At 58.4% G+C, this 23,475-nt stretch carries 23 protein-coding genes and 2 tRNA genes; 16 read left to right on the top strand and 9 right to left on the bottom strand.

Annotation, left to right across the window (positions count from 1 at the left end):
- Window positions 1-9: 9 nt before the first annotated feature.
- Entirely contained in the window at window positions 10-453 is a 444-nt protein-coding gene (locus PHX60_RS12765; RefSeq protein WP_300078338.1) for a bacteriohemerythrin, read from the bottom strand.
- Window positions 454-944: 491 nt separating this feature from the next.
- Window positions 945-1,481 (bottom strand): phasin family protein, encoded by a 537-nt coding sequence (locus PHX60_RS12760; protein WP_300078335.1) that lies wholly within the window; start codon window positions 1,479-1,481, stop codon window positions 945-947.
- A gap of 192 nt (window positions 1,482-1,673) precedes the next feature.
- Between PHX60_RS12760 and dinG the strand changes: the two genes are divergently transcribed.
- The 16 genes from dinG (at window position 1,674) to PHX60_RS12680 (ending at window position 12,906) form a co-directional block, all read left to right on the top strand.
- Window positions 1,674-3,866 carry an ATP-dependent DNA helicase DinG gene (gene dinG / locus PHX60_RS12755; RefSeq protein WP_300078332.1) on the top strand — a complete coding sequence of 731 codons (2,193 nt, stop codon included), beginning with the start codon at window positions 1,674-1,676 and terminating at the stop codon, window positions 3,864-3,866.
- A 93-nt stretch (window positions 3,867-3,959) separates the two neighbouring features.
- A tRNA-Gly gene (locus PHX60_RS12750) sits at window positions 3,960-4,035 on the top strand.
- 24 nt (window positions 4,036-4,059) lie between these two features.
- Window positions 4,060-4,134 (top strand) — tRNA-Thr (locus PHX60_RS12745).
- A gap of 174 nt (window positions 4,135-4,308) precedes the next feature.
- On the top strand, window positions 4,309-5,532 hold the full coding sequence (locus tag PHX60_RS12740) for an integrase arm-type DNA-binding domain-containing protein (protein WP_300078329.1): 1,224 nt from the start codon (window positions 4,309-4,311) through the stop codon (window positions 5,530-5,532).
- Between the two features lie 139 nt (window positions 5,533-5,671).
- The gene (locus tag PHX60_RS12735; protein ID WP_300078326.1) at window positions 5,672-6,259 is read left to right on the top strand and encodes a hypothetical protein; all 588 of its coding nucleotides are present in this window, start codon (window positions 5,672-5,674) and stop codon (window positions 6,257-6,259) included.
- A 110-nt stretch (window positions 6,260-6,369) separates the two neighbouring features.
- Entirely contained in the window at window positions 6,370-6,615 is a 246-nt protein-coding gene (locus PHX60_RS12730) for an AlpA family phage regulatory protein (protein WP_300078323.1), read from the top strand.
- Window positions 6,612-6,800 carry a hypothetical protein gene (locus PHX60_RS12725; RefSeq protein WP_300078321.1) on the top strand — a complete coding sequence of 63 codons (189 nt, stop codon included), beginning with the start codon at window positions 6,612-6,614 and terminating at the stop codon, window positions 6,798-6,800. The genes PHX60_RS12730 and PHX60_RS12725 overlap by 4 nt, the downstream gene beginning before the upstream one ends.
- Window positions 6,801-7,179: 379 nt before the next feature.
- Window positions 7,180-7,413 carry a hypothetical protein gene (locus PHX60_RS12720; protein WP_300078318.1) on the top strand — a complete coding sequence of 78 codons (234 nt, stop codon included), beginning with the start codon at window positions 7,180-7,182 and terminating at the stop codon, window positions 7,411-7,413.
- Entirely contained in the window at window positions 7,403-7,618 is a 216-nt protein-coding gene (locus tag PHX60_RS12715; protein ID WP_300078316.1) for a hypothetical protein, read from the top strand. Before PHX60_RS12720 ends, PHX60_RS12715 begins: the two co-directional genes overlap by 11 nt.
- Window positions 7,615-7,998 (top strand): hypothetical protein, encoded by a 384-nt coding sequence (locus tag PHX60_RS12710; RefSeq protein ID WP_300078313.1) that lies wholly within the window; start codon window positions 7,615-7,617, stop codon window positions 7,996-7,998. The genes PHX60_RS12715 and PHX60_RS12710 overlap by 4 nt, the downstream gene beginning before the upstream one ends.
- Window positions 7,995-9,944, top strand: coding sequence for an AAA family ATPase (locus PHX60_RS12705; protein WP_300078310.1), 1,950 nt, complete (start codon window positions 7,995-7,997; stop codon window positions 9,942-9,944). The genes PHX60_RS12710 and PHX60_RS12705 overlap by 4 nt, the downstream gene beginning before the upstream one ends.
- Window positions 9,945-10,237: 293 nt before the next feature.
- Window positions 10,238-10,933 (top strand): phage replication initiation protein, NGO0469 family, encoded by a 696-nt coding sequence (locus PHX60_RS12700; protein ID WP_300078307.1) that lies wholly within the window; start codon window positions 10,238-10,240, stop codon window positions 10,931-10,933.
- Between the two features lie 217 nt (window positions 10,934-11,150).
- A complete protein-coding gene (locus tag PHX60_RS12695; protein WP_300078304.1) occupies window positions 11,151-11,858 on the top strand; it encodes a hypothetical protein in 708 nt (235 codons plus the stop codon).
- The gene (locus PHX60_RS12690; RefSeq protein WP_300078302.1) at window positions 11,858-12,280 is read left to right on the top strand and encodes a hypothetical protein; all 423 of its coding nucleotides are present in this window, start codon (window positions 11,858-11,860) and stop codon (window positions 12,278-12,280) included. The genes PHX60_RS12695 and PHX60_RS12690 overlap by 1 nt, the downstream gene beginning before the upstream one ends.
- Before the next feature lie 116 nt (window positions 12,281-12,396).
- On the top strand, window positions 12,397-12,654 hold the full coding sequence (locus tag PHX60_RS12685; protein WP_300078299.1) for a hypothetical protein: 258 nt from the start codon (window positions 12,397-12,399) through the stop codon (window positions 12,652-12,654).
- Between the two features lie 126 nt (window positions 12,655-12,780).
- Window positions 12,781-12,906, top strand: a complete 126-nt coding sequence (locus PHX60_RS12680) for a hypothetical protein (RefSeq protein ID WP_300078296.1) — start codon at window positions 12,781-12,783, stop codon at window positions 12,904-12,906.
- A 1,047-nt stretch (window positions 12,907-13,953) separates the two neighbouring features.
- On the opposite strand, the gene PHX60_RS12675 is transcribed toward PHX60_RS12680, so the two are convergent.
- The 7 genes from PHX60_RS12675 to uvrA all read right to left on the bottom strand — a co-directional run bounded on the left by PHX60_RS12675 (window position 13,954) and on the right by uvrA (window position 23,425).
- A complete protein-coding gene (locus PHX60_RS12675) occupies window positions 13,954-14,562 on the bottom strand; it encodes an RNA-binding protein (protein WP_300078293.1) in 609 nt (202 codons plus the stop codon).
- Window positions 14,563-14,844: 282 nt separating this feature from the next.
- Window positions 14,845-15,231 carry an RNA-binding protein gene (locus tag PHX60_RS12670; protein WP_300078290.1) on the bottom strand — a complete coding sequence of 129 codons (387 nt, stop codon included), beginning with the start codon at window positions 15,229-15,231 and terminating at the stop codon, window positions 14,845-14,847.
- Between the two features lie 166 nt (window positions 15,232-15,397).
- Complete coding sequence (locus PHX60_RS12665; protein ID WP_300078287.1) at window positions 15,398-17,356, bottom strand: methyl-accepting chemotaxis protein; 1,959 nt, start codon at window positions 17,354-17,356, stop codon at window positions 15,398-15,400.
- A 50-nt stretch (window positions 17,357-17,406) separates the two neighbouring features.
- The gene (gene pyrF / locus PHX60_RS12660; protein WP_300078285.1) at window positions 17,407-18,231 is read right to left on the bottom strand and encodes an orotidine-5'-phosphate decarboxylase; all 825 of its coding nucleotides are present in this window, start codon (window positions 18,229-18,231) and stop codon (window positions 17,407-17,409) included.
- 16 nt (window positions 18,232-18,247) lie between these two features.
- Complete coding sequence (gene metW, locus PHX60_RS12655) at window positions 18,248-18,838, bottom strand: methionine biosynthesis protein MetW (RefSeq protein ID WP_300078282.1); 591 nt, start codon at window positions 18,836-18,838, stop codon at window positions 18,248-18,250.
- A complete protein-coding gene (locus PHX60_RS12650) occupies window positions 18,835-19,962 on the bottom strand; it encodes a homoserine O-acetyltransferase (protein WP_300078279.1) in 1,128 nt (375 codons plus the stop codon). The genes metW and PHX60_RS12650 overlap by 4 nt, the downstream gene beginning before the upstream one ends.
- A 466-nt stretch (window positions 19,963-20,428) precedes the next feature.
- Window positions 20,429-23,425 carry an excinuclease ABC subunit UvrA gene (uvrA, locus tag PHX60_RS12645; RefSeq protein ID WP_300078276.1) on the bottom strand — a complete coding sequence of 999 codons (2,997 nt, stop codon included), beginning with the start codon at window positions 23,423-23,425 and terminating at the stop codon, window positions 20,429-20,431.
- Window positions 23,426-23,475 lie beyond the last annotated feature (50 nt).

The following is a 23,475-nucleotide window of genomic DNA, read 5'->3' as shown; positions in this document are numbered from 1 at the left end:
CTGCCACTTTCAGTGGTGGTGGGCCAGTGCCAAGGCTTTTGCATGGCCTTGGCGCTGCTTTTTCAGAATAAAGCGCGCCAGCTCTTTGTCCAAGCGCCGAATGTGGATGGACAACCAATCGCGCAACAACCAAGACAGCTGTGCGGCCACCGTAATGGCCCCAGCATGGTAGCGCTGGCGCAGTTGCTGCAAGTCGGCCACAAAGCGCTCGTGGCCTTTTTTGTGCTCTGCCAGACGTGGGTAGCCTAAGGCTTCCATCTGCTGCTCTTCGTGGCGGATATGGCTGAGGGTGTCGCGGATGATGTCTTCTAACAAGCTGCCTACCACTTCGTGGCCGCGCCCCTCGGCGGTGGCGGTGTGCAAGGTATTGACTTGCTCGACCAACAATTGGTGGTCTTGGTCAATCGGGCCATTGTCAATAGCCATGTCGTTGCCCCATTGGAAATAAGCCATTTGCGTTCTCCCGTTGGTGGACACCATGTACACAAAAACGTCGATCCGGTGTCAGGGCCGACACCCCGTTTTTACGCCTGCTCTATGACAGAGGGAAGTAAAAAATGTGCATTTCTATATCGGCAGGACAAGCAAATAGTTTTTTTCTTTGTATCCTTGCCTCTTGATAGCTATTAATTTGATAGCAATCGAGTCGCTTTTTAAGCGCTTAAAATCCAGTGTAATTTACTCAACTATTGCTTGTATGTTAGAGCTGTGGCAGCATCAGCGTACCGCGCACCCGGCCTTGCAGCTGCAAAACTTGCTGCGACCGGCCATGCCGCAGTCAGGCCCGCTGGCACACCGCTGTCTTTGATGTTGTCAAGTTCCACACAAAACGACGAAGAACCGCGTCAAACCGCTGCACCACCATCAAAAAAGCCATCCGGCACCTGCAAAACAGGCAGCGGATGGCAAATTTTGGGGTGTGGGCCTATGCCCACACTGGCTGATTAAGCCTTTGCAGTGCTCTTGACGGTCTTGGCAACTACGTCAGTAACGTGCGCTTCGGCTTGGCTCATGGCTTGCTTGGCAGCAGCTTGGGCCGAATCCAGCACTTGTTGGCCGGTAGCAGCAGCGTTTTTGAACGCGGTAACAAAGGCTTCGCTGCCAGCAGGAGCATTTTTGGTCAGCGACTCAATCGAGCTGTTGAAGGTTTTTTGGGCTTCTGCAATCTTTTCTTTGGAAGACTTGCTCAGTTCGGTGCTGGTGGCCGAGGCGATTTCATAGACGCTGCGGCTGTAAGCGGTGGCCTTTTCTGTCAGGGGCTTGACCAGATTGGTTTGGGCGGCCAGCACTTCTTCTGGAGTCTTGGCAGCGGCGACGGCTTGCAGCGAGTCGAGCGTACCGGTCAGTACCGACTTGGCTGTGGCCAGGTTCAGCTCGGCCAGCTTTTCAAAACCGTTGAAAGCGGTGGTGGCGGCAGCAGAAAAATCAGCAGCAGCGTTTTTGCCAGCGTCAGCGATAGCTTGGGCGTTGATGGTTTGCATGTGAAAACTCCTAAAAAGTAAAAATTTGCGCGCCACCCCAAACCATACCGGGCTTAGAAAAATGTTGCGGCGCAACATGACTGTTATGGTAAGGCCGTTTTGCCAAATTGCAAGCAAAAAATGTTGCAGTGCAGCATTTTTTTACAAACGTCGCTTTTGCCAGTACCCAGCAGTCTGTGCCACACTTGCCCCATGTCTTCTAAAGAATGGGCAGACGCAGCGCTGCAAGCTTTCGATCAGGTGGTTCAATCGGGTGGGGGCCTGCGTAGTCGGCCCGGCCAGCGGCGCATGGCGCAGCAGGTGGCACACACCTTGAGTGTCGCCACCTTGGGCGCACCCGAGCCGCAAGGGGCCACGCCCGTGCGCTCTATTGCCGTGATTCAGGCCGGTACTGGGGTAGGTAAATCGCTGGCCTACTGCGCCCCAGCGATTGCGGTGGCTTTGGCGCGCGGCACGCGGGTGCTGATTTCTACCGCCACCGTGGCCCTGCAAGAACAACTCATCCACAAAGATTTGCCCACGCTGTTGGCACAAATGCCGCAGCCGTTCCAGTTTGCGTTGGCCAAAGGGCGCGGGCGCTATGTGTGCAAGCTCAAGCTAGAGCAACTCTCGGGCAGCGGAGCGCTTGCGTTAGAAGAAGACGATTTATTCTCGGAAGAAGAAAACGCCGCCCGTGCCACCCGACCTGCACACGAGACCGAAGCCCGTCTGCACTACTACCGCAGTTTGGCGCAAACTTTGGCGCACAACACCTGGAACGGTGACCGCGACAGCCTAGACCAGCCCCCACCCGCCGATGTATGGAGTCCGATAGCCGCAGAAGCTGGCGCTTGTACCGGCAAATACTGCGCGGCGTTTAGCCAATGTAGCTATTTTGAGCAGCGCAAAGTCTTGGTGGCCGCGCAGGTGATTGTGGTCAACCACGATTTGCTGCTCTCTACCTTGGGCGGACGGGTACTGCCCGATTTAGACAACTGCTTGTTGGTACTCGATGAAGCGCACCACCTGCCCGCCACCGCCTTAGAGCAATTTGCTTGCAGCATGGATTTAAGCCGCCTGCGCTGGATTGACCGCCTGGCGCACCAAGCCACGCGCGTGGGCGCCCACCTTGAAGCCCCTGAGATTGCCGACATTCCCGGCCATGCCACACAATTGCGCCAGCACCTGCAAGACCTGGCCCGTCTCATCATGGATGTGTATGACGATACCCTGCGCCCGGCCAGCCCCACCACAGGCCGCACAGGTGCGCCAGAATCCCGTATGCCCACCCGCGTGCGCGTGCCCGGCGGCATCTTGCCCGAGGCGCTACTGGCACCACTAGAACAATTGGGGCAACAATCGCTGGGGTTTCTCAATAGCCTCAGTGCCATCGGCAAAGCACTGCGCGCCAAAATCCGCGAGCAGCCCGAAGAGGCCCAGCGCCTCTCTACCCTGTATGCCCAAGTCGGCATGTTGGCACCGCGCTTAGAAGCCGTCTGCAACACCACCCAATGGCTGCTGCAACAACCAGCCCCCCATGAGGGCGCTACCGCCGTCCCCCATGCCAAATGGTTTACCGTCACAATGGATGGCGAATACATCGCCCTGCAAGCCCATGCCAGCCCCTTGCTACCGGGGGCCACCTTGCAGCAACAATTGTGGCAACAGGTGCGCGCTGCGGTATTGACCTCAGCCACTTTAAGCAACGGCGACCAGTTTGGATTTTTTCTGCGCGAAACCGGCTTAGATGAGGACGATGCCACCACCACCCTAGAAGTGCCCAGCCCGTTTGACTACGCACGCCAAGGCACGCTGGTGGCTGTGGCCACCCATGCCGACCCCAAAGATGCCAGCCGCTTTACCCCAGAAATGGTAGCGGCCCTGTTGGCTGATTTGGCCCAAGTGCGCGCTGGGGCGCTGGTGCTATTTACCTCGCGCGAGCAAATGCGCCAAGCGGTAGAAGCCCTGCCGCCAGCTTTGCTACCGCTGGTGTTGGTGCAAAACACCCTACCGCGCCCCCAATTGCTGCAACGCCACCGCGAGCGCGTGGCCGCTGGGCAAGCATCCATCATCTTTGGGATGCAATCGTTTGGGGAGGGGCTGGATTTACCCGGAAGCTTGTGTGAATCGGTATTTATCACCAAACTGCCCTTTGCCCCACCCGATGACCCGGTGGGCGAAGCGCGCGCCGAGTGGCTACGCGCCGTAGGGCGTGACCCGTTCAATGAGCTGGTAGTGCCCGCCACTGCCATGCGTTTAGCGCAATGGGCGGGCCGCGCCATCCGCAGCGAAGAAGACCAAGCCCATGTCTATTGCTACGACCGACGATTAACACAAACCCGTTATGGCCAGCGCTTATTGGCGGGTTTGCCCAGCTTCAGCCGCGTATTGCGCCCAGCGGCTTAAAAAATTTTGAGCCTGTGCCTTTAGGACTGTTTTTTCGGACTATAATTTTGGTCTTACTTCGGTAAGCGCACGATTTTCAAAAAATCGTCATCTGCGGGATTAGCTCAGTTGGTAGAGCGATACCTTGCCAAGGTATAGGTCGAGAGTTCGAGCCTCTTATCCCGCTCCAGTTTTTTCCTTTTGCGTGCAAACCGCCCATGTGGCTCAGTGGTAGAGCACTCCCTTGGTAAGGGAGAGGTCGCGGGTCCGATTCCCGCCATGGGCACCAAAGGACAATTTCAGGCCAATTCAGGCCATATCAAAAGCCCCTCTCTCCATAGGCAAAGGGGCTTTTTTGTTGCCTTGCATCGTGTCATAAGCCATCATGGCATCCCGCCTTTTTGTTGGTTCTTTTGTTGGTTTCTAACCAATAGCACCAACAGGCACCAACAGGGGATGCACCGTGGCACTGACCGACACCTTTATCAAGAACGCAAAGCACAGCGGCAAACCGGCTGGCGACAAACACAGCGATGGCGGAGGGCTGTACCTGCATATCAAGGCCCAAGGCAAGTATTGGCGCATGGCCTACCGTATCCACGGCAAACAGAAGACGCTGTATATCGGCATCTATCCGGCGCTATCGCTGGTGCAAGCACGCAAGGCGCGTGATACTGCCAAGGCCCAATTGGCCCAAGGCATAGACCCCAGCACCGCCAAACGCGAAGCCAAGCAAGCCAGCACCAGCGCTGCACAGCACACCTTTGAAGCTGTGGCACTGGCATGGCTAAAGGCTACTGCCCACAAACGCACGCCAGCCACAGCAGCGCGGATAGAGCGCCGCTTGCAGATTGACGTTTTCCCAGAGATAGGCCGGTTGCCCATTGCCTCTATCAAGCCACCCACCATGCGCGCTATGCTGGATAAGGTAACTGCCCGTGGTGTAACCGACACCGCCCAGCGTATCGGCAAAGCCTGCGAACTGGTGTTTGCCTACGCTATAGGCCGTGGCTTGGTAGAGCGGGACGCAACTGTTGGTATGCGTGCCACCATGCCCCGAGCCAAGATACACCACCATCCCGCTATCACTGACCCGCTGGCGCTGGGTGCCTTGTTGCGCGCCATGCACGCCTACAACGGCCATCCTTGCACGGTGGTGGCCTTGAAACTATCGCCGCTGCTACTGGTGCGCCCCGGTGAACTGCGCCGTGCCCAATGGTCAGAAATTGACCTCGACAGCGCAACATGGGCCATACCAGCGGACAAAATGAAAATGCGGAACGACCATATCGTGCCCTTGCCAGCCCAAGCCGTGGCGATGTTGCGCGAACTGCACAGCCTTACAGGGCATGGCCCTTGCGTCTTCAGCACCAGCGCCAAAGCAGATAGGCCCATGAGTGAAAGCACGGTGGCCCAAGCCTTGCGCGCTATGGGCTACCCCAGCACCGTACAGACTGCCCACGGCTTCCGTGCCACCGCCCGTACCATCTTGGATGAGGTGCTAGGTGAACGGGTTGATTTGATAGAACACCAGTTAGCGCACACGGTAAAGGATGCCAATGGCCGCGCCTACAACCGCACCGCCCACCTACCGGCCCGACGCACCATGATGCAACGGTGGGCAGACTACCTAGACCGGCTACGCACTGGCGCAGACATCATCCAACTGCACAGCAAGGCGGCATAACCACCACAGCGCCAGCCCGGCCATGCCACAATAGACCCCAGCGCCCCAAGCCTCGGACTAATTACCCGATGGCTATACCGGAACCCCCTGTCCGGTGTTGGGGCGCTTTCTTGTTTTCAGGGGGCATACAGGGGGAAGTATGGATTGTGCAGACAGCCTGCGAAAAATATGCGCCGATAGCCGCATTACTGAGTCCGTGGCTAATGGGCTGATAAGGCAAGCCGAATTCTTAAAACGCTGGAAAGAGGAAATACGCCCAGCGACACCAACGGAAACAGCTAGGGTGCGTTCCTTGCAGAAAATCAGCGAACTGGCCGATAAATTAAAAAATGCCATAGATGGCTTGGAATTTGAAGACCGCTTGGCTTTGGATTCTGAGTTTTTCAGCTATGACGATATGCTGGACACAGGCACACCAGCCAGAGAGCTAGACCTTGGTGGATATGTTGTTCCACGAATCACGATAGCAGCCTCCCGCGCAATTGAAAGAATACCAAGCAGTGGCAAGGCTGGCGCGGCAAAACTAATCCACAGGCAGGCTGACTTTATCCGCTGCATAGCCTCTGAGGTAATGCCCGCTGGCATCGTGCCAACACACACAGGGGTTTTCCGCAAGATTTGCGAGGCTGTATTCAAAGCGGCTGGCGTTCCATACTCGGACAAAGCACACCGATATTTCATGGAGCACGTCCGCCCAAGTTTCCGAGATGCTGGCTACAGCCTTTGAGCCGCTTTGTCTATGTACAAAATTGGCCCTTTTTTGGCCCGAATTCGTACATAGACTTACCGCAACAAACCCGAAAAAATGCGTGCATTCCATCCACAGGACTGCACAACATGCCAGCCAATACCCCAGCATTTGACCAACTGCCAGACAGCGCTTTTATCCGTCAATCGCAACTGGTGACCGACTCCAAGCGCCCCGGCCCGGCCTTGCTGCCTTTCAGTGCCAACACACTTTGGCGCAAGGTCAAGTCTGGCCAATTTCCCTCCCCAGCGAAACTTTCTGAGCGCGTAACCGCATGGCGCGTTGGTGACGTTCGCCGCTGGCTGGCACAGCAAGCCATTGGAGGTGCCGCATGAGCCAAGCCACCACTGCCCACCAAGAAGACGTAGAACAGACCCTCATGCAAGTGAAGGAGGGCATTCAAGACGTTCACCTTTACCAACACGACCAAACCGAAGTATTGAAGCGCCTCGAGGCCGTTTTGCTACGCATTGAAGCCACTCTGGCCACCGGTAAGCCTAGCCCCGTGGGGGCACAGTAATGGTGGCCGCCATCGTGTATTTGGTGCTGCGCTTGCGCCAGTGGAAGGCCGCCAAATGATGGCCCAAGCCACCTTAGGGCTGGCGCTGACTTGCACCGCCGCGCCGCGCTGTGGCACAATGACCACCGATGCCAACAAGCATCACGGGTTTGGAAGCCCGATTACCGAAGGCGCAGTAGCCGCGCCCAGTTTGGAGAGCGGCTTTTTTACGTCCACATGCTGCGTGTGGCACGCACAGCTATCCTTTTTGGTGGGCTGTGTGGGGGCATCTGCAAAGGTGCGCCGGTTCCTTCGGCCGGTCTTCCAACCCTGCACAGTCTGCCACCATCGTTTGGAAGCGATGGCGGCAGGTTTACCACCTGTTCCGAAGGAGCCTATCTTGGCTAACGCTATCCCCAAGGGCCACACTGCGCCCGCATCCAAGACCGCCTTGGTCAAACCCCACCTCGACCCCGTTGCTTTGCATGGCGAAGCCGTCAACGCGTTGGCTATGGCCAAGTTCTACGCCAATCGCCACAACCATGCTGGGGCCAAACGCAAATGCGTTCAAGCCTTGTCTGCGCTGCGCCAGTTGGCAGCATTTGAGCGTGTGGAGGTGGCCCATGCTGTCTAACAACACCCCCACCACTATCGAGCTGGCATCCAACAGTGTATTGACCGTTGCACCCTCTATGGTGTTTCCTAACCGCTGCATTGATATGCGGTTTTACGACCGCGCCGCATGGGCCAGCTTCGGCATTGAATTGAGCGCAGACCAAGCCCGCCAATTGGCCGCTGCACTGGTGGCCCAAGCGGACGCTTTGGAGGTGGCAGCATGAGTAACTTTTGCCTGAAAGACCCCAAAGGCCGCAATGCCTCCGTGCCCGATTACTCACCCTACGAACCCCAGCGTAATGAAGCGGCTGTACTGGTGGGTGAAATGGCGCTGGCACGCATTAGTACCGCCCACGAGGGTATCCGTTCCATCGTCACTATCTTGCAGCAGCGTGAGACAGATATGGAGATGGATGGCGAAGTGCTGGCGCTGTCAACCGCTACTGTGACGGGGTTACTCAATGCACTGGCTTGCTGTGCAGACTTTGCTGAGATGTACGCCACTGGCGCAGACCCCGGCCACACCCGCCGCCTCGAACGTGCCGAACATATTGCCGCTATACAGGCCGCTGAAAAAGCTGCCAAACGAGGCGAAGCGGCATGACAAACGAACTCGACCGCGCCCACAGCGCCCTGCAAGCCATCAGCCCCAACGTGCCCCGTGAGGACTGGGTGAAGGTGGCTATGGGTGCCCATGCTGCCGGAATCAGCTTCGACAGCTTCGACCAATGGAGTAGCCACGGCGACACCTACACCCAAGCGGCTGCCCGTGACCTGTGGAAATCCATTAAGCCCGGCAAAGGCAGGGGCGCTGCAACCCTGTTCGACATTGCCAAGCAACACGGCTGGCGCGATGGCAAAACAAGTCCACCACGGCCCGCAAAGGCCGCGCCGCTACCCATGCCTACCCCGAAGCCGCTGCGCCCCGGCATGGCCCCTGCTGAAGTCTGGGAGCGTGCAGCGCCAGCCACAGCCCAGCACCCTTACTGCGCCAAAAAGGAAATCAGCGACGGCCCCGCCCTTGCTGGCTTGCGCGTGCTACCCGATACCGACGCGCTACGCATTGGAGGGCACAGCATGGCCGGTGCATTGCTGGTGCCTGTACGTGGCCCCGATGGTGCGCTGCTATCGCTGCAAGCCATCCCGCCCACCGGCCCCAAGATGAACCTGCCCGGCTGTCCTATGGCTGGGGTGCATGTGGTTGGGCAACTGGTGGCAGGCCAGCCCGCCTATGTGTGCGAGGGTATCGGCGCGGCGTGGGCGTGCTTTATCGAGACAGGCCATGCCGCCGTGGTGGCCTTTGGCGTGGGCAACATGGGCAAAGCCGCTGGCGCTGTGCAGACTATGTGCCCCGGTGCCAGGCCTGTGCTGGTGCCCGATGCTGGCAAGGAAGCCGAAGCCGACAAGGTGGCCTTGGAACTGGGTTGCGCCGTGGCAAAGATGCCTGAAGGCAAGCCAGCCAACTATGACGCATGGGACGTTTGGCAGGATGAAAGCGTGCCCGGTGCTGTGGCCTTGGCCGCCATCCTAGAGGCCGCTACAGCCCCCGTAGAAGCCCCGGAACGCCTACCCCTTGGCATTGTCTTTGCCGACCAACTGGGAGACACCTACAACCCGCCCGATGAGCTGGTACAAGGGCTACTCACGGTGGGCGATGGTTCCATGCTGTACGGCGACAGCAACAGCGGCAAAACCTTCTTTGCTATCGACCTTGCCTGTGCTGTGGCCCGTGGCGTGGAATGGCATGGCCGCAAGGTAGAGCAGGGGCTGGTGATGTACGTGGCCAGCGAATCGCCCGGTTCTGTGCGTGGGCGACTGCAAGCCTACCAGCAGCACCACCGATGCAAGGTTCCACACTTCGCCATCGTGCAAAGCCCGCTAGACCTGTTTTCCGATGATGTGGATACGGTGGCCCTGATTGACGCGGCAAAGCACCTAGAGCGCCTTGCAGGCCAGCCCGTGCGCCTGATTGTGGGCGACACACTGGCGCGGCTGTCCGCTGGTGCCAACGAAAACAGTGGGCAGGATATGGGCCTAGTGGTGCAACGCTTTGACCGCATTCGCCGCGCTACTGGCGCGCACTTCCTCATGATTCACCACAGTGGCAAAGCCGCCGCCGCTGGTGCCCGTGGTTGGTCAGGTATCCGCGCTGCTGTGGACACCGAGATAGAGGTGACGGACGCACCCACAGGCCGCTGTGCCGAAGCCACCAAGCAACGGGATTTAAGCACCAAGGGAGAGCGCATTGGGTTCACCCTAGAGCGGGTAACGCTGGGGCTTACCAAGTGGGGAGAACAGGCCACGTCGTGCGTGGTAGTGCCCACCGATGCACCAGACAAGCCCACTGGCAAGCGCATGGGCGAAGTGGAGGGGGCCATCGTGGAATTTTTAGCCACCCGCAAGACTGGCCTCAAAAAGAAGGAATTGGTAGAGCACTTTGAAGGCCGGTACAGCAGTTCCGGCATCTACAACGCCGTTAAGAAGCTGGCTTCGGCCCAAGTGGTTTGGGACGTTGCTGGCATGGTTTCCATCGCTGGGAGTGCCCGGTGACTTCATTCCATCTTTTTTTTCCACTGGATTCCACTATTCCACTCCCTATAGGGGGAGTGGAATGGAATGGAATTTTCCACAATTCCATTTTATTCCAATGGAAAAGAATGGAATGCGTGGAATTCCTTGATAGATAAGGCATTGCAGCTACAAAAAGCATAGCAATCCCCCCCCTTTGCTGGCGCTGCCTGACACCCAGCGCCAGCCCCCCACCCAAGACCGAAAAAAGACCGCTATCAAAGACCGAAGAACGACCGAATCTATAACTTTTCAATCTATCAAAAAGGCTTTTTATGCTTATCCCTGACAGCACCCAGACCGACTACACCCCTATCGAGGCTGGCACCTACCCGGCCAAATGCGTGGGCTTGATTGACCTTGGTACGCAAACTAGCACCTATGAGGGCGAGGCCAAAGCGGCCCATAAAGTGCTGGTGTCCTTTGAAATCCTTGACCCAGAGACCCGGCGCAACGATGGCACGCCCTTCGTGGTGTCTAAGCGCTTTACCCTGTCCAAGCATGAAAAAAGCGCGCTGCGTGGCTTCCTGCAAGGTTGGCGCGGACGGGACTTCACTGCTGAGGAAATCCGCCGGTTCGATTTGGCCGTGGTGCTGGGGCAACCGTGCTTTTTGAGCGTGGTCAATACCGGTAAAGATGGCAAGACTTACGCCAATATCGCCAGCGCATCCAAGCTCCCGCGCGGTATGGCGGCCCCGGCTGGTGAACTGCCTTTGCAGCATTTTGATTTGAGCGCGCCAGACTGGGAGTTATTCGCCCAACTGGGAAGCCGCCTGCAACAGCAGATTAGCGAATCGCCGCAATATCAAGCCATCCCGAATAAGCCGCGTTCTATTGCACTGGCACCAGCACCTACCCCGGCCCCTGTTACCCCGCCTATGGCCCCACCAGCGCCAGCCGCTGCCCAGCCAGCACCACCGGCCTATTCAACCGAGTTCGCGCCGTTTGATGATGACGGCATCCCGTTCTAAGCGCCATGCGAATCAAGGACAAAGCTATCAAGGTGCTGGTGTCAGTCAGTGGCCCGGACTGCCTCAAAAAGCCCTGCTACTGGCCCCGGCCTGACCCCGGTTCATTTACACAGGGCAAGGGCTACACCAGCCGGGAGGGTAACGGCTGGCTATGCGGTACACGTGAAATCCACGGCTGCCCCCCTCAAGTTCACACCCCACCATTGGAGCGCACACCATGCTGATTTTTCTCGACATCGAAACCATCCCCAGCCAGCGGCCCGGCGCTGCTGATTTGGTCAAGGCCACGATTAAGCCGCCCGCTACCCTGAAGAAGCCCGAATCCATCGCCGCCTGGTGGGCTACCGATGCTGCCGAAGCCGCTGGGGAGGCGTACCTAAAGCAAGCCCTAGACGGTGGCAGCCGTGGGGAGATTGTCTCGATAGCTGCCACCAATGGCGACGGCCTAGAGTGGGTGCAATGCCGTGGGCAAGGCGATAGTGAGGCCGCCTTGCTGCAAGCCTTCTTTGACGCTGTAGAGGGCTGGCAAGTGAAGGAAAGCAAGCAATGGCCGCATACCTTCCCGCCCGATGACCATACCGCCGTGGCCCACAATGCCGCCTTTGATTTGGGCTTCCTCTACCGCCGCGCCGTGGTGCATGGGGTACGCCTCCCGCGCTGGCTTCGCAATGCAGGCCCAATGGGACGGGCTGGCCAGCACTACAAATGCACCATGCTGGCGTGGGCTGGCTTCGGCAAGTTCGTGCGGCTGTCCGAGTTGTGCGACGTGCTGGCGCTGCCCAATCCCAAGGATGGCATGGATGGTGCTGGCGTGTATGACGCATGGTTGGCTGGCCAGCGTGAGGCTATCGCCGCCTACAACCTACAGGACGCGCAAGCCGTGGCCAGTATCTGGCACAAGCTGCAAGCCGTGGGGGCCGTGTAATGGCTGGCATGTCTCGCACCAAGGGCAAGGTGGGGGAGCGGGAGCTGGCACGCCTGTTGTCCGAGTTGACCGGGTACACCGTGGCCCGCCGGGTTCGCAATCTGGCTGGGGAGGATGACCTGCAAGGGCTGCCAGGTTGGTCAATCGAGTGCAAGCGCTATGCAGCTATCACCCCGGCCCTAGTGGCTGGCTGGTGGGCACAGGCACAAAGGCAAGCCCAAGCCGTAGGGCAGGAGCCGGTGTTGTTCTACCGCGCCGATAAGGGGGCATGGCGTGCTGTCTGGGATGCCAGCCTACTACTGCCTAGCGGTCAGATGCTACTGCCCACCGATGGCAGGCCCATGCTGCCCGCTGGTGCAACCGTAGAGGCTTGCCCGGTGACGTGGTGGGCACTGGTGGCCTGTAGCAGGCTTGAAAGGTGAACGCTGCAATTTTTGTGGCTCCCTCCTAGCGTTTTCCCAGTGCGGGTAATTCGAACCCCGTACCGTGTGCAGGTAGTCCCTAGTAAAGTTACTGACAACTTTTCCAGTTAGTCCCTATGCCCAAGACTCCCAACAGCACCGCCCGTACAGAGAGAAACCGCGCCATGCGTGCCGACCGTGCCCGTGGTTTCAGCTATCGCAAGCTGGCACGGTTGCATGGGGTGTCGGTGGCTTTGGCCTACCGTGTGGCCAGCGATGTTTACATGGTGCTACCCGGCCCGTGGCACCGTGCAAGGCTACCCAAGGCCGTGCCACTGCCACCGTGCCCACAGGCCATGCAGTGGCGCCAGAGCCTCTACAGTGCCCGCTACTGACAGCGCCAGCCAGCACCATCAGCCCAGCCACTGCGCTGGGTTTTTTCTTGCTGGTGCTGTATGAATTGATACAGCTATTCGTATGAAAAATTACAGCTATCTGTATGTTTTGATACAGCAAAGCCCATGCTTTCGCTGTGCGCTGCTGTAGCGGTACTGGTGCTGGATGTATCGTTTGATACAGCATGGCGGTTTGATGCCGGAATATCTGGTATCAAGCTGGTGCTGGTGCCCGTGGTGCTGTGCAATTGACTCCCTCAGCCTGAGGATGTGAGATTCCCACCGGCTGTGGAAAAGGTACTCCCGCCGGGTTTGGCCCATGCGGGACGCAGGCGCGATTTCTGGCTGTTTCGTGGGGTCTCTAAGGGGGTTGTATTGTGACTATGCTGGATTGACCGACAGCACCAGCCAAGTGCTGGCCGTGGCGTGCCCGTGGTGCTGTGCATGGCCGTGAGATTCCCCCCGGCTGTGAGTATTCCGAGACACCGAAGCAGGAAATCCTGCTTTGCCTGGCTAATTCCGTTTCAAACGGAGAAACCTACCGAAGCCGGTGGCCTGCGGGTTAAATAACCCCGTCATGGTTTGACTGCCACAGAACCTAGTGGGGGGGGTAGGCAGGCATGGCCTGAAATGGTGTGGCTTTTGACTTCGATAGAGGGGGTAGGAACCCAATCCCCCAATGACAGCACCCAAAAACAGCAATTTTGTTCCCCGATTTATTCCCCGGTTTTGGTTTCGTTCCCCGGTTTTGGTTTCGTTCCCCGGTTTGGGATTCCAATACAGTGCCCGGTGATTTCCCGTAACGGGTTGCGACAATTGCCCCATGTGCTGTGCAACACCAGCATCGTGCCCGTGTCGTGGTGCTGTGCCTGGTAGAGCCGCTGGCCAGCATTGCCCCATGCTATGCAGCGCAACACCCCACCACGTTGACCAAGTGCAGGCCGTAGAGCTGCCGGCGCTGCTGTACCCGGTAGAAGCCGCCATCGTGCCCGTGGTGCTGGCATTACCGCAACCCGTTACGGAAAATGGCCGCCATGCCCAGCCATCGGTACCGGCTTGCTGGTTGTCGCCAAACTGCCACAGCCCCCATGCAGGGAGTCACTTTTCTTTTTGTTGGTCTTTTTGTTGGTTCTTTTGGCGTTTTTTGAAAATCTACAGAGGAGAGTTCGATTCCCGCCATGGCACCAAATGTTAATATTTTGCACGCCAACACACTGCATAAAACAAAAAAGCACGTTGCAAACAACGTGCTTTTGCTTTTTGGGGCACTAAGGCCGAACCGGCCTCAGCAAAAATAAATCAATACCCGCCTTGGCCGCCGTAGCCACCGCCGCTATCGCCACGGCCACCGCGCCCACGCGGGCCATTGCCGTAGGGGCTACGGAAACCACCCTCGCGGCCACCACCGCCCTCGCCTCCACGTGGAGCAGCATAACCGCCGCCGCCACCATAGCCGCCCTCGCTGCGACCACCACCGTAGCCGCCGCCACCTTCACGGCCAGCACCACCACCGTAGCCACCACCACCGTAGCCACCGCCGCCTTCACGGCCACCGCCGTAACCGCCGCCGCCACCGTAGCCACCACCGCTACGACCAGCGCCGCCGCCACCACCATAGCCGCCACCGCCGCCGTAACCACCGGAGCGCGGAGGACGCGGCTCCATAGGACGGGCTTCGTTGACCACAATGTTACGACCGCCCATAGGCTGACCGTTCATGCCATTGATAGCGGCTTGGGCCTCTGGGTCACTGCCCATTTCCACAAAGCCAAAACCCTTAGAGCGACCGGTATCGCGCTCCATCATCACCTTGGCGCTGGTCACATTGCCAAACTCGCCAAATGCTTGGGCCAAATCATCATCACGCACACCATAGGGCAGATTGCCCACATACAGTTTATTGCCCATTAAGGGACTCCTAAAAAACACATTTGACACCGCGATGGAGCCCCGAAAACTCAGTCTAGCGCGCCCGAAAGGGTGCGCCGCGCCCGCCACTACAGGATCACCGCAAAAACAACGCGGGCGTGGCCCGCAGACGCATTATGTCCCGAACAATTGCCAAAAACGCAAGGTTTTTGCAGGATGTGCTGTGTCTTTTAAGCAACACCATAAAAAAAGAGCCCGAAGGCTCTTTTTGAGAATGCTTGAATGGCTGAACGAAAGGCTCAGCGCATGGGCAGCACGGGCTTAGTAACCGCCACGGCCACCGCCGTAACCACCACCGCCGCCACTACGGCCACCGCCGTAACCGCCGCCGCCACCACCGTAGCCGCCGCCACCATTGCCACCGCCGTAACCACCGCCACCGCTACGGGGAGGACGGGGTTCCATAGGACGGGCTTCGTTGACGACCAAATCACGGCCACCCAGATTTTGACCATGCACGCCTTGGATGGCGGCTTGGGCTTCGGCATCGCTGCCCATTTCGACAAAGCCGAAACCTTTGGAACGACCAGTATCGCGCTCCATCATGACCTTGGCGCTAGAGACAGCACCGTATTGGCTGAAAGTTTGCTCCAGATCTTGGTCGCGGAAAGAATAGGGCAGGTTGCCCACGTAAAGTTTGTTGCCCATGAAGGACTCCCGAAAAAACATAAAACGCGATGGAGCCCGACGCAATCAACAAACCTGTGACGACTTCAAAGACGCGAAACTGACCAATCACCGCTAACTTAACCGCTTTGCTGTGAAAACAGGAAAGCGCACCCATTATGGGCCAAATTTTTGGTGTTGGAGATATTTATTTTTGCAGCCCTATCGGCACAGCCCCGCCAGTATCCAGCTGAAACACCGATACCGTCTCTACCAGCCCTTGGGCTTGGCTACGCAAACTGGAGGCAGCAGCGGCCATTTCTTCGACCAGCGCGGCGTTTTGCTGCGTTACTTCGTCCATGTGGGTGATGGCGCTGTTGACCTCAGAGACCCCGGAGGATTGCTCTTGGCTGGCTTGGCTGATTTCGTGCATGATGTCGGCCACGCGGCGCACACTGACCACAATCTCGTCCATGGTGCTGCCCGCTTGCTCTACCAAGGTACACCCGGCACTGACGTTGCCGACCGAGGTTTCTATCAGCCCTTTGATTTCTTTGGCCGCTGCGGCACTGCGCCCTGCCAAAGCACGGACTTCAGAGGCCACTACGGCAAAGCCGCGACCTTGCTCGCCAGCGCGGGCGGCCTCTACGGCGGCATTGAGCGCCAAAATGTTGGTTTGAAAAGCGATGCCGTCAATCACGCTGATGATGTCGGCAATTTTGCGCGAGGAGCTGTTGATGGCTTCCATTGTGTCCACCACCTGCGCCACCACTTGACCCCCTTTGGCGGCTACTTGGCTGGCGTTGTCGGCCACTTGGTTGGCTTGGCGCGCGCTTTCGGCATTTTGTTGCACCGTGCCATTGAGCTGCTCCATAGAGGAGGCGGTTTTTTCGAGTGCGCCAGCTTGGCTTTCGGTGCGCGCCGATAGGTCGTTGTTACCTTGGGCAATTTGGGCGCTGGCGCTGGCCAGATTTTCTGCGCTTTGGCGCACTTGGGCTACCACGGGGCGCAGTTTGGCGCGCATTTGCTGCAACACGGCAATCAGTTGGCCGACTTCGTTGCTGCCATGCGGCACATCGACACCGCCTAAGTTGCCTTGGGCTACCGCACCACCCAAGGCTTGGGCCTGGGCCAAAGGCCGCGTGATGGAGCGCACAAATACCAGCGCCAGCCCGGCAGTCATGGACAAGGTGAGCAGCAAGGCGGCCAAAACACCCAGCAAGGTTTGCTGCAGCTGCTGTACGCGCTCTTGCAGCCGCGTGTCCAAGGCTTGCATGGCTAAATCGTTGACGGCAAATAGGGCATCAATGGTGCGCGTGAAATCATCAAAATAATCTTTGGCGGGCATCTCCAAGCTGGTGGCATGGATGAGGTTTTTATCGGCCATTTGGCGCGTAGCGGCAATGCGTGCTTTCAGGTCCTGGGCTGGTGCTTCGAGTTGCTGGCGCAAGGGCGCATGGGCGGCCATCGCGCGGTCAAAATTGCGAAAGGTCTCGCCATACAGCTCGCCAGCGCGTTGTTGCAAGGCTTGCAAGGTGCTTTTGGTGGCGGGGGGCAATACCCCTTGCACCAAGGCGCTAGAGCCTTGGGCGCGCATGATGCCGAGCTTTTCACTGAGCATGGGGGCATCGACCAGCGTGGCCTGTACCAAAGCATGGGTGTCGGGGTCGGGGTCCATTTGCAGGCGGTAGGCATAACGCAGTTCTTCACTGAGCAGCATGATGCTGGCAATGAGCTGGGTATGCTGGGCGGTGCTTTGGGGTGGGGTCAGGCTACGCGCCGCTACTTGGGGTTCTAGGGCTTGCCAAGTTTGTTTGGCTTGCGCCCAAGCGGCCACCGACGTGGAGGACACCGCCGCTGCGGCAAAGCGCTCATCCACTTGGCTTAAGGCTTTGCCCAGCGCATCGCGGATGGGCGGACGGCGTGCGCCCAAGCCCTCATCACCACTGAGCATACTGGCCGATAAGCCCCGGTGGATTTGCATCAGCTGCACCACCTTGTTGAGCGCCATCAGCGGTGGCGCGCCAGCTACCTCGGTACGTGCCTCTTCGATGGTTTGCAGGGCGTGCTCTACGTACAAAAAGGTGGGCAAGGCACTCATCATCAAGCCCATCGTGCCCAAAATCATGAATTTTTGGAGCAAGCTCCAGCGGTGCAGCAAAGACATGAACATGGTGTATGGGCAGGTGCCGCCGTAGCTAAGGGATGGAGCAGCCGTCAGCCTAAAGCCGATTGCAACAAAGCGCGCGTTTTCAGGGCTTCGGCACGGGCGGCCGTCGCAAACTCAGTCCCGTTGCTGGCATACAAAATCGCCCGAGAGGAGTTGACCACAATCGGGCCATCGGCTCGCCAACCCGCCCGCACCGTGGCCAACGCATCGCCGCCTTGGGCACCAACACCGGGAATCAACAAGGGCACATGGGGGGCCAAGGCGCGCACGCGCTCAATTTCAGCCGGGTAGGTGGCACCCACCACCAAACCGAGTTGGCCATTGCGATTCCACGGGCCTTGGGCCAAGCGGGCAATGTGTTCGTAGAGCAGGGGCTGGCCATCGACGTTGGCCAAGCGCTGGTTTTGAAAATCATCCCCCCCCGGATTGGAGGTGCGACAGAGCAAAAAAGCCCCTTTGCCGGGGTATTGCAGGTAAGGCAGTACCGAATCAAAGCCCATAAAGGGTGAAAGCGTGACGGCATCCGCGCCGTAGCGTTCAAAAGCTTCTTTGGCGTATTGCTCGGCGGTGGAGCCGATGTCGCCACGCTTGGCATCCAAAATGATGGGCACTTGCGGCGCATGGCTACGCATGTGCTGCATCAGGCGCTCCAATTGGTCTTCGGCACCGTGGGCGGCAAAGTAGGCAATTTGCGGTTTGAACGCACAGACCAAGTCTGCCGTGGCATCGACAATGGCGGCACAAAAATCGTAAATTTTGCGCGCATCGCCCTGCATTCCAGCAGGAAAGCGGGTGGGCTCGGGGTCCAGGCCCACACACAACATGGATTGGTTTTGCGTGCTTGCGGCGCGCAGCATGTCAAGAAAGGTCATAGAACAATTTTAAGGTTCAGCTTGCGGCACGCTGAAAATGAAATACGGCGGTACTGGCGCGTAGATTAGGCCAAAAACGCACGATTTGTCCATTTTGTAGCCCAAAAGCATCCAAGGTTTGCAATTGGTTTTTTTGTGCCAACACGGCAAAGTCGGCATAGGTGCCCACGCGGATGTTGGGCGTGTCGTACCACTGGTAAGGCAGCCGCCGCGTCACGGGCATACGGCCACGCAACACCGACAGCCGATTGGGCCAGTGGGCAAAATTAGGAAAGGCCACAATGCCCGAGCGCCCCACGCGGGCGGTTTCGCGCAGCATGGTTTCGGCATTACGCAAATGTGGCAGCGTGTCGATTTGCAACACCACGTCAAAGGAGTTGTCGGCAAACATCGCCAGCCCCTCCTCGAGGTTAAGCTGAATGATGTTCACCCCCCGGCGCGCACAGGCCAGCACATTGGCATCGTCAATCTCGATGCCATAACCGCTGCAAGCGCGTTCGCGTTGCAGGTAGTCGAGCAAAGTGCCATCGCCACAACCCAAATCCAGCACGCGCGAACCCACGGGCACCAGAGCGGCAATCGCTTGCATGGTGGCTTTCTCGGTCATGCGAACTCCTTGGCAATGCGCTCAAAATAGGCACGAATCAGGTTCAGGTAGCGCGCATCGTCGAGCAAAAAGGCATCGTGGCCGTGTGGGGCATCAATTTCGGCATAGCTCACATCGCGCCGGTTGTCTAACAAGGCTTTGACGATTTCGCGGCTGCGTTGGGGCGAAAAACGCCAGTCGGTGCTAAAGCTGACCAACAAAAATTGCGCCGTGGCACGGGCCAGTGCTTGGCTTAAATTACCGCCAAAGGCCCGCGCGGGGTCAAAGTAATCCAAGGCGCGGGTGATGAGCAGGTAGGTGTTGGCATCAAAGTATTCGCTGAACTTGTCGCCTTGGTAGCGCAGGTAGCTCTCAATCTGAAACTCGATGTCTTGGGTGCTGTATTTGAGGGTCAGGCCCTCGCGCAGTTGGCGACCGAACTTTTCATTCATCACATCGTCACTCAGGTAGGTGATGTGGCCAATCATGCGCGCGATACGTAGCCCGCGTTTGGGTACCACGCCATGTTGGTAGAAATGGCCGCCATGAAAGTCGGGGTCGGTGACGATGGCGCGGCGTGCTACCTCGTTAAAAGCGATGTTCTCGGCGTTGAGGTTGGGCGCACTGGCCACGACTACCGCATGGCGCACACGCTCGGGGTATTGCAGTGTCCAGCTCAAGGCTTGCATCCCACCCAAGCTGCCACCCAACACAGCGGCCAGTTGTTGCACCCCTAAGTGGTCTAGCAGGCGTGCTTGGGCGTTGACCCAATCCTCCACTGTCAACACCGGGAAGTCTGCCCCATACACCTGTCCGGTATCGGGGTTGGTGTGCATGGGGCCAGTAGAGCCAAAGCAAGAACCTAAATTGTTGATACCAATGACAAAAAAGCGGTTGGTATCGACCGGTTTGCCCGGCCCAATCATGTTGTTCCACCAGCCTTCGCTTTTGTCTTGCCCGGCATACACCCCCGCGACATGGTGCGAGGCATTGAGGGCATGGCAGACCAGCACCGCATTGGAACGCTCGGCATTCAAGCTGCCATAGGTTTCGTAGGCCAGCGTGTAGTCACGGATAGAGGCACCACTTTGCAAAGGCAATGCCTGTGGGAAGTGCAGAAATTCAGGGGTGGCGATGAACGACATAAGAAAACCCGACAAGGCCAAAGCTAAAAACGGGGCCGGGCGGGGGTGTCGGTCTGTCTTTAGCTGGATTTATAGAGCGCCCGCAAGCTGTAGCAAATCGGCGCAGGTGGGCACTATAGCAAAAGCTGGATGCCTTGACAGGCACTTGCCGCCAGCTGGCATGGCACTGGGGGGGTGGATGGGGCCGTTTTGCCTTGCCAAACTGCCAAAAAGTTATCCTAGGCTATTAACTACTTTTTTTATATATACACATAGTAGTAGTAGTAGAAGGAAGCCGTTTTCTGTGGATAACTAAGGTTTCATGATTAAAATCAACAACTTATCCGGTGGATAACCCTGTGCATACCACCCCTCAATTCCTGTGACCGAAAAATGAACAACTTTTCAAAAGTGCCTACCCCTGTGGATAAGTACCTAGTTATTCAAAAATTTTCCACAGGGTTATCCACAGGCTAAATTGTTACATTTAGTTACATTCTGCCCAGTCCAAAAAGGGTTTTAGGTAGTGACCAGTGTGGCTATGGGGATGCTGGGCCAGAGCCTCTGGCGTGCCAGTGGCTACCACGGTGCCGCCGCCTGCGCCACCCTCTGGCCCCATGTCAATCAGCCAGTCGGCGGTTTTAATCACATCGAGGTTGTGTTCAATCACCACAATGGTGTTGCCTGCATCGCGCAACTGGTGCAACACCTTGAGCAACAGGGCGATGTCGGCAAAGTGCAGGCCGGTGGTGGGTTCGTCTAGGATGTAGAGGGTGCGGCCCGTGTCGCGCTTGCTCAGTTCTTGCGCCAGTTTGACGCGCTGGGCTTCGCCACCCGAGAGCGTGGTGGCGCTTTGGCCCAAGCGGATGTAGCTCAAGCCGACATCGAGCAAGGTTTGCAGCTTGCGCGCAATGCTGGGCACGTCTTTAAAAAAAGCGTGTGCTTCTTCTACTGTGAGTGCCAAAATTTGTGCAATGTGGCGGCCCTTCCATTGCACTTCTAGCGTTTCGCGGTTATAGCGTTGGCCGTGGCAGATGTCGCAGGGTACATAGACATCGGCCAGAAAGTGCATTTCTACCTTGACTACGCCATCACCCTGACAGGCTTCGCAGCGCCCCCCGGCCACATTGAAGGAGAAGCGTCCGGGGCCATAGCCGCGCTCTTTGGCGCTGGGGGTTTCGGCCATCAGTTCGCGGATGGGAGTGAACAGGCCGGTGTAGGTGGCCGGATTGCTGCGCGGCGTGCGGCCAATGGGGGATTGATCGACGTTAATGACCTTGTCGAAATAGTCTATGCCTTCAATGGCTTCGTGGGGGGCTGGCTCGTCGTGGGAGCGGTAGAGCTGCCGGGCAATGGCTTTGTGCAGGGTGTCATTGACGAGGGTGCTTTTGCCCGAACCCGAAACCCCCGTGACGCAGGTGAACAGGCCCACTGGAAAATCCACGCTGACCTGTTGCAGGTTGTTGCCGTGGGCACCCATCAGGCGCAATTGTTGCGTGGCCTTGGGCGGCGTGCGCCGCACTGGTACCGGGATAGAGTACGTACCGGCCAGATAGCGCCCAGTGGGCGATTGCGGGTTGGCGCGCACTTGCGCGTAGTTGCCCTGTGCCATGATTTGGCCGCCATGCACGCCAGCGCCCGGCCCCAGGTCGATGATGTGGTCGGCGGCGCGCATCATGTCTTGGTCGTGTTCCACCACAATCACGCTGTTGCCGATGTCGCGCAGGTGTTGCAGGGTGGCAATCAGGCGGTCGTTGTCGCGCTGGTGCAGGCCGATGCTGGGTTCATCCAGCACATACATCACGCCGCTGAGGCCCGAGCCAATTTGCGAGGCCAGCCGGATGCGCTGGGCTTCGCCACCGCTGAGGCTATCAGCACTGCGGCCCAAGCTGAGGTAGTTGAGGCCGACATCGTTGAGAAATTGCAGCCGCGTGACAATTTCGCGCACCACCGGGGCTGCAATCTCGGCTTTGCTGCCCGAGAGGTGCAGGCCAGAGAACCACGCATGGGCCTCGGCCAGCGTACTCTGGCTGATGTCTTGAATCGCCTTGGCTTGCGCGCCATCGCCTAGCTTGACGTGCCGGGCTTCGCGGCGCAGGCGTGCCCCTAAACAATCGGGGCAGGGTTGGGTGCTGCGCCAGCGGGCCAGCTCTTCGCGCACGGCGTTGGAGTCGGTATCGCGCCAGCGCCGGGCCATGTTGGGTAGGATACCTTCAAACGGGTGTTGTTTGCTGATGGCTTGCCCTTTGTTGGCCCCACTGCCTAAAAAGTATTGAAAGGCAATGGATTCATCCCCCGAGCCATGCAAAATGACTTGCTGCACTTTGTCTGGTAAAGCCGCAAACGGTGTTTCCAAATCAAAGCCGTAATGGCGGGCCAAACTCTCTAGCAGGGCAAAGCCGGTGCTGTTGCGCTTGTCCCAACCGGGGATGGCTCCACTGGCCAAACTGAGCGCTGGAAAGGCCACCACCCGTGCGGCAGCAAACACATCCCGGTGGCCAAGGCCATCGCAACTGGGGCAGGCCCCCAACGGCGCATTAAAAGAAAACAGTCGTGGCTCCAGCGCGGGCAGGGCGTAGCTGCACACGGGGCAGGCAAACTGGCTGCTGAACAGGTGTTCAGTGCCGCTGTCCATCTCCAGCGCCAGCACGCGCCCGCCTGCATCGGGGCCAGCTACGCGCAGCGCGGCCTCCACACTCTCGGCCAAGCGCTGCTGCACTTCGGGGCGCACCTTGAGCCGGTCTATCACCACATCGACATCGTGCTTGTCGGTTTTTTTCAACAGGGGCAGTTGCTCGTGGGCATAAATTTGTCCATCTACCCGAAAGCGCACATAACCACGCGCCTGCATCTCTTGGAACAGTTCCGTGAACTCGCCTTTGCGCTGGCGTGCCACTGGGGCCAACACCATCAAGCGGGTGTCGGCAGCCAAGGCCAGCAGGCTATCGACCATTTGGCTGATGGTTTGTGCTGCCAGCGCTTGGCCGTGGTCAGGGCAATAGGGGGTGCCTGCGCGCGCATAGAGCAGGCGCAGGTAGTCGTGGATTTCCGTCACCGTGCCCACGGTGGAACGCGGGTTGTGGCTGGTGGCTTTTTGCTCGATGGCGATGGCCGGGGACAGTCCCTCGATGCTGTCCACATCGGGTTTGTCCAAGCGCCCCAAAAACTGGCGTGCATAGGTGGACAGGCTTTCGACATAACGGCGCTGGCCTTCGGCATACAGGGTGTCAAAGGCCAAACTGGATTTGCCGGAGCCGGACAACCCGGTAATCACCACCAGCTGCTCGCGTGGGATGTCGAGGTCGATATTTTTCAGGTTGTGCGTGCGCGCGCCCCGAATGCTGATGCACTGCTGTCGGGCCAAAGCTGCCGCCAGTGGGCGGCCTTCTTCAGGGGGAGGGGCTGGGTGGTGGGCAGGGCGGTTGGAGGCTGGGGTGGGAGGTGCGTTCACGGTAGGGGCAGCAGGCAGAAGAGATGCTGCCATGATAGGGAGAACCCGCAGGCCAGCGGCGTTCATCCGGCGCTTCGCGCACA

Source organism: Giesbergeria sp., assembly GCF_028686475.1.
Classification (GTDB): domain Bacteria; phylum Pseudomonadota; class Gammaproteobacteria; order Burkholderiales; family Burkholderiaceae_C; genus Simplicispira.
The sequence above is the reverse complement of the archived record's forward strand: the minus strand, read 5'-3'. Positions and strand labels throughout refer to the sequence as shown.

Excerpts from the sequence above, each read along its gene's own strand:
- PHX60_RS12760 (WP_300078335.1), bottom strand. The coding sequence starts at position 1,481 with ATGCAAACCATCAACGCCCAAGCTATCGCTGACGCTGGCAAAAACGCT.
- PHX60_RS12705 (WP_300078310.1), top strand. The coding sequence starts at position 7,995 with ATGACAAACGAACTCGACCGCGCCCACAGCGCCCTGCAAGCCATCAGC.
- PHX60_RS12710 (WP_300078313.1), top strand. The coding sequence starts at position 7,615 with ATGAGTAACTTTTGCCTGAAAGACCCCAAAGGCCGCAATGCCTCCGTG.
- PHX60_RS12670 (WP_300078290.1), bottom strand. The coding sequence starts at position 15,231 with ATGGGCAACAAACTTTACGTGGGCAACCTGCCCTATTCTTTCCGCGAC.
- PHX60_RS12765 (WP_300078338.1), bottom strand. The coding sequence starts at position 453 with ATGGCTTATTTCCAATGGGGCAACGACATGGCTATTGACAATGGCCCG.
- PHX60_RS12730 (WP_300078323.1), top strand. The coding sequence starts at position 6,370 with ATGCCAGCCAATACCCCAGCATTTGACCAACTGCCAGACAGCGCTTTT.
- metW (WP_300078282.1), bottom strand. The coding sequence starts at position 18,838 with ATGACCGAGAAAGCCACCATGCAAGCGATTGCCGCTCTGGTGCCCGTG.
- PHX60_RS12700 (WP_300078307.1), top strand. The coding sequence starts at position 10,238 with ATGCTTATCCCTGACAGCACCCAGACCGACTACACCCCTATCGAGGCT.
- PHX60_RS12690 (WP_300078302.1), top strand. The coding sequence starts at position 11,858 with ATGGCTGGCATGTCTCGCACCAAGGGCAAGGTGGGGGAGCGGGAGCTG.
- pyrF (WP_300078285.1), bottom strand. The coding sequence starts at position 18,231 with ATGACCTTTCTTGACATGCTGCGCGCCGCAAGCACGCAAAACCAATCC.
- PHX60_RS12725 (WP_300078321.1), top strand. The coding sequence starts at position 6,612 with ATGAGCCAAGCCACCACTGCCCACCAAGAAGACGTAGAACAGACCCTC.
- PHX60_RS12665 (WP_300078287.1), bottom strand. The coding sequence starts at position 17,356 with ATGTCTTTGCTGCACCGCTGGAGCTTGCTCCAAAAATTCATGATTTTG.
- PHX60_RS12695 (WP_300078304.1), top strand. The coding sequence starts at position 11,151 with ATGCTGATTTTTCTCGACATCGAAACCATCCCCAGCCAGCGGCCCGGC.
- PHX60_RS12685 (WP_300078299.1), top strand. The coding sequence starts at position 12,397 with ATGCCCAAGACTCCCAACAGCACCGCCCGTACAGAGAGAAACCGCGCC.
- uvrA (WP_300078276.1), bottom strand. The coding sequence starts at position 23,425 with ATGGCAGCATCTCTTCTGCCTGCTGCCCCTACCGTGAACGCACCTCCC.
- PHX60_RS12650 (WP_300078279.1), bottom strand. The coding sequence starts at position 19,962 with ATGTCGTTCATCGCCACCCCTGAATTTCTGCACTTCCCACAGGCATTG.
- PHX60_RS12675 (WP_300078293.1), bottom strand. The coding sequence starts at position 14,562 with ATGGGCAATAAACTGTATGTGGGCAATCTGCCCTATGGTGTGCGTGAT.
- PHX60_RS12680 (WP_300078296.1), top strand. The coding sequence starts at position 12,781 with ATGCTTTCGCTGTGCGCTGCTGTAGCGGTACTGGTGCTGGATGTATCG.
- PHX60_RS12735 (WP_300078326.1), top strand. The coding sequence starts at position 5,672 with ATGGATTGTGCAGACAGCCTGCGAAAAATATGCGCCGATAGCCGCATT.
- dinG (WP_300078332.1), top strand. The coding sequence starts at position 1,674 with ATGTCTTCTAAAGAATGGGCAGACGCAGCGCTGCAAGCTTTCGATCAG.
- PHX60_RS12715 (WP_300078316.1), top strand. The coding sequence starts at position 7,403 with ATGCTGTCTAACAACACCCCCACCACTATCGAGCTGGCATCCAACAGT.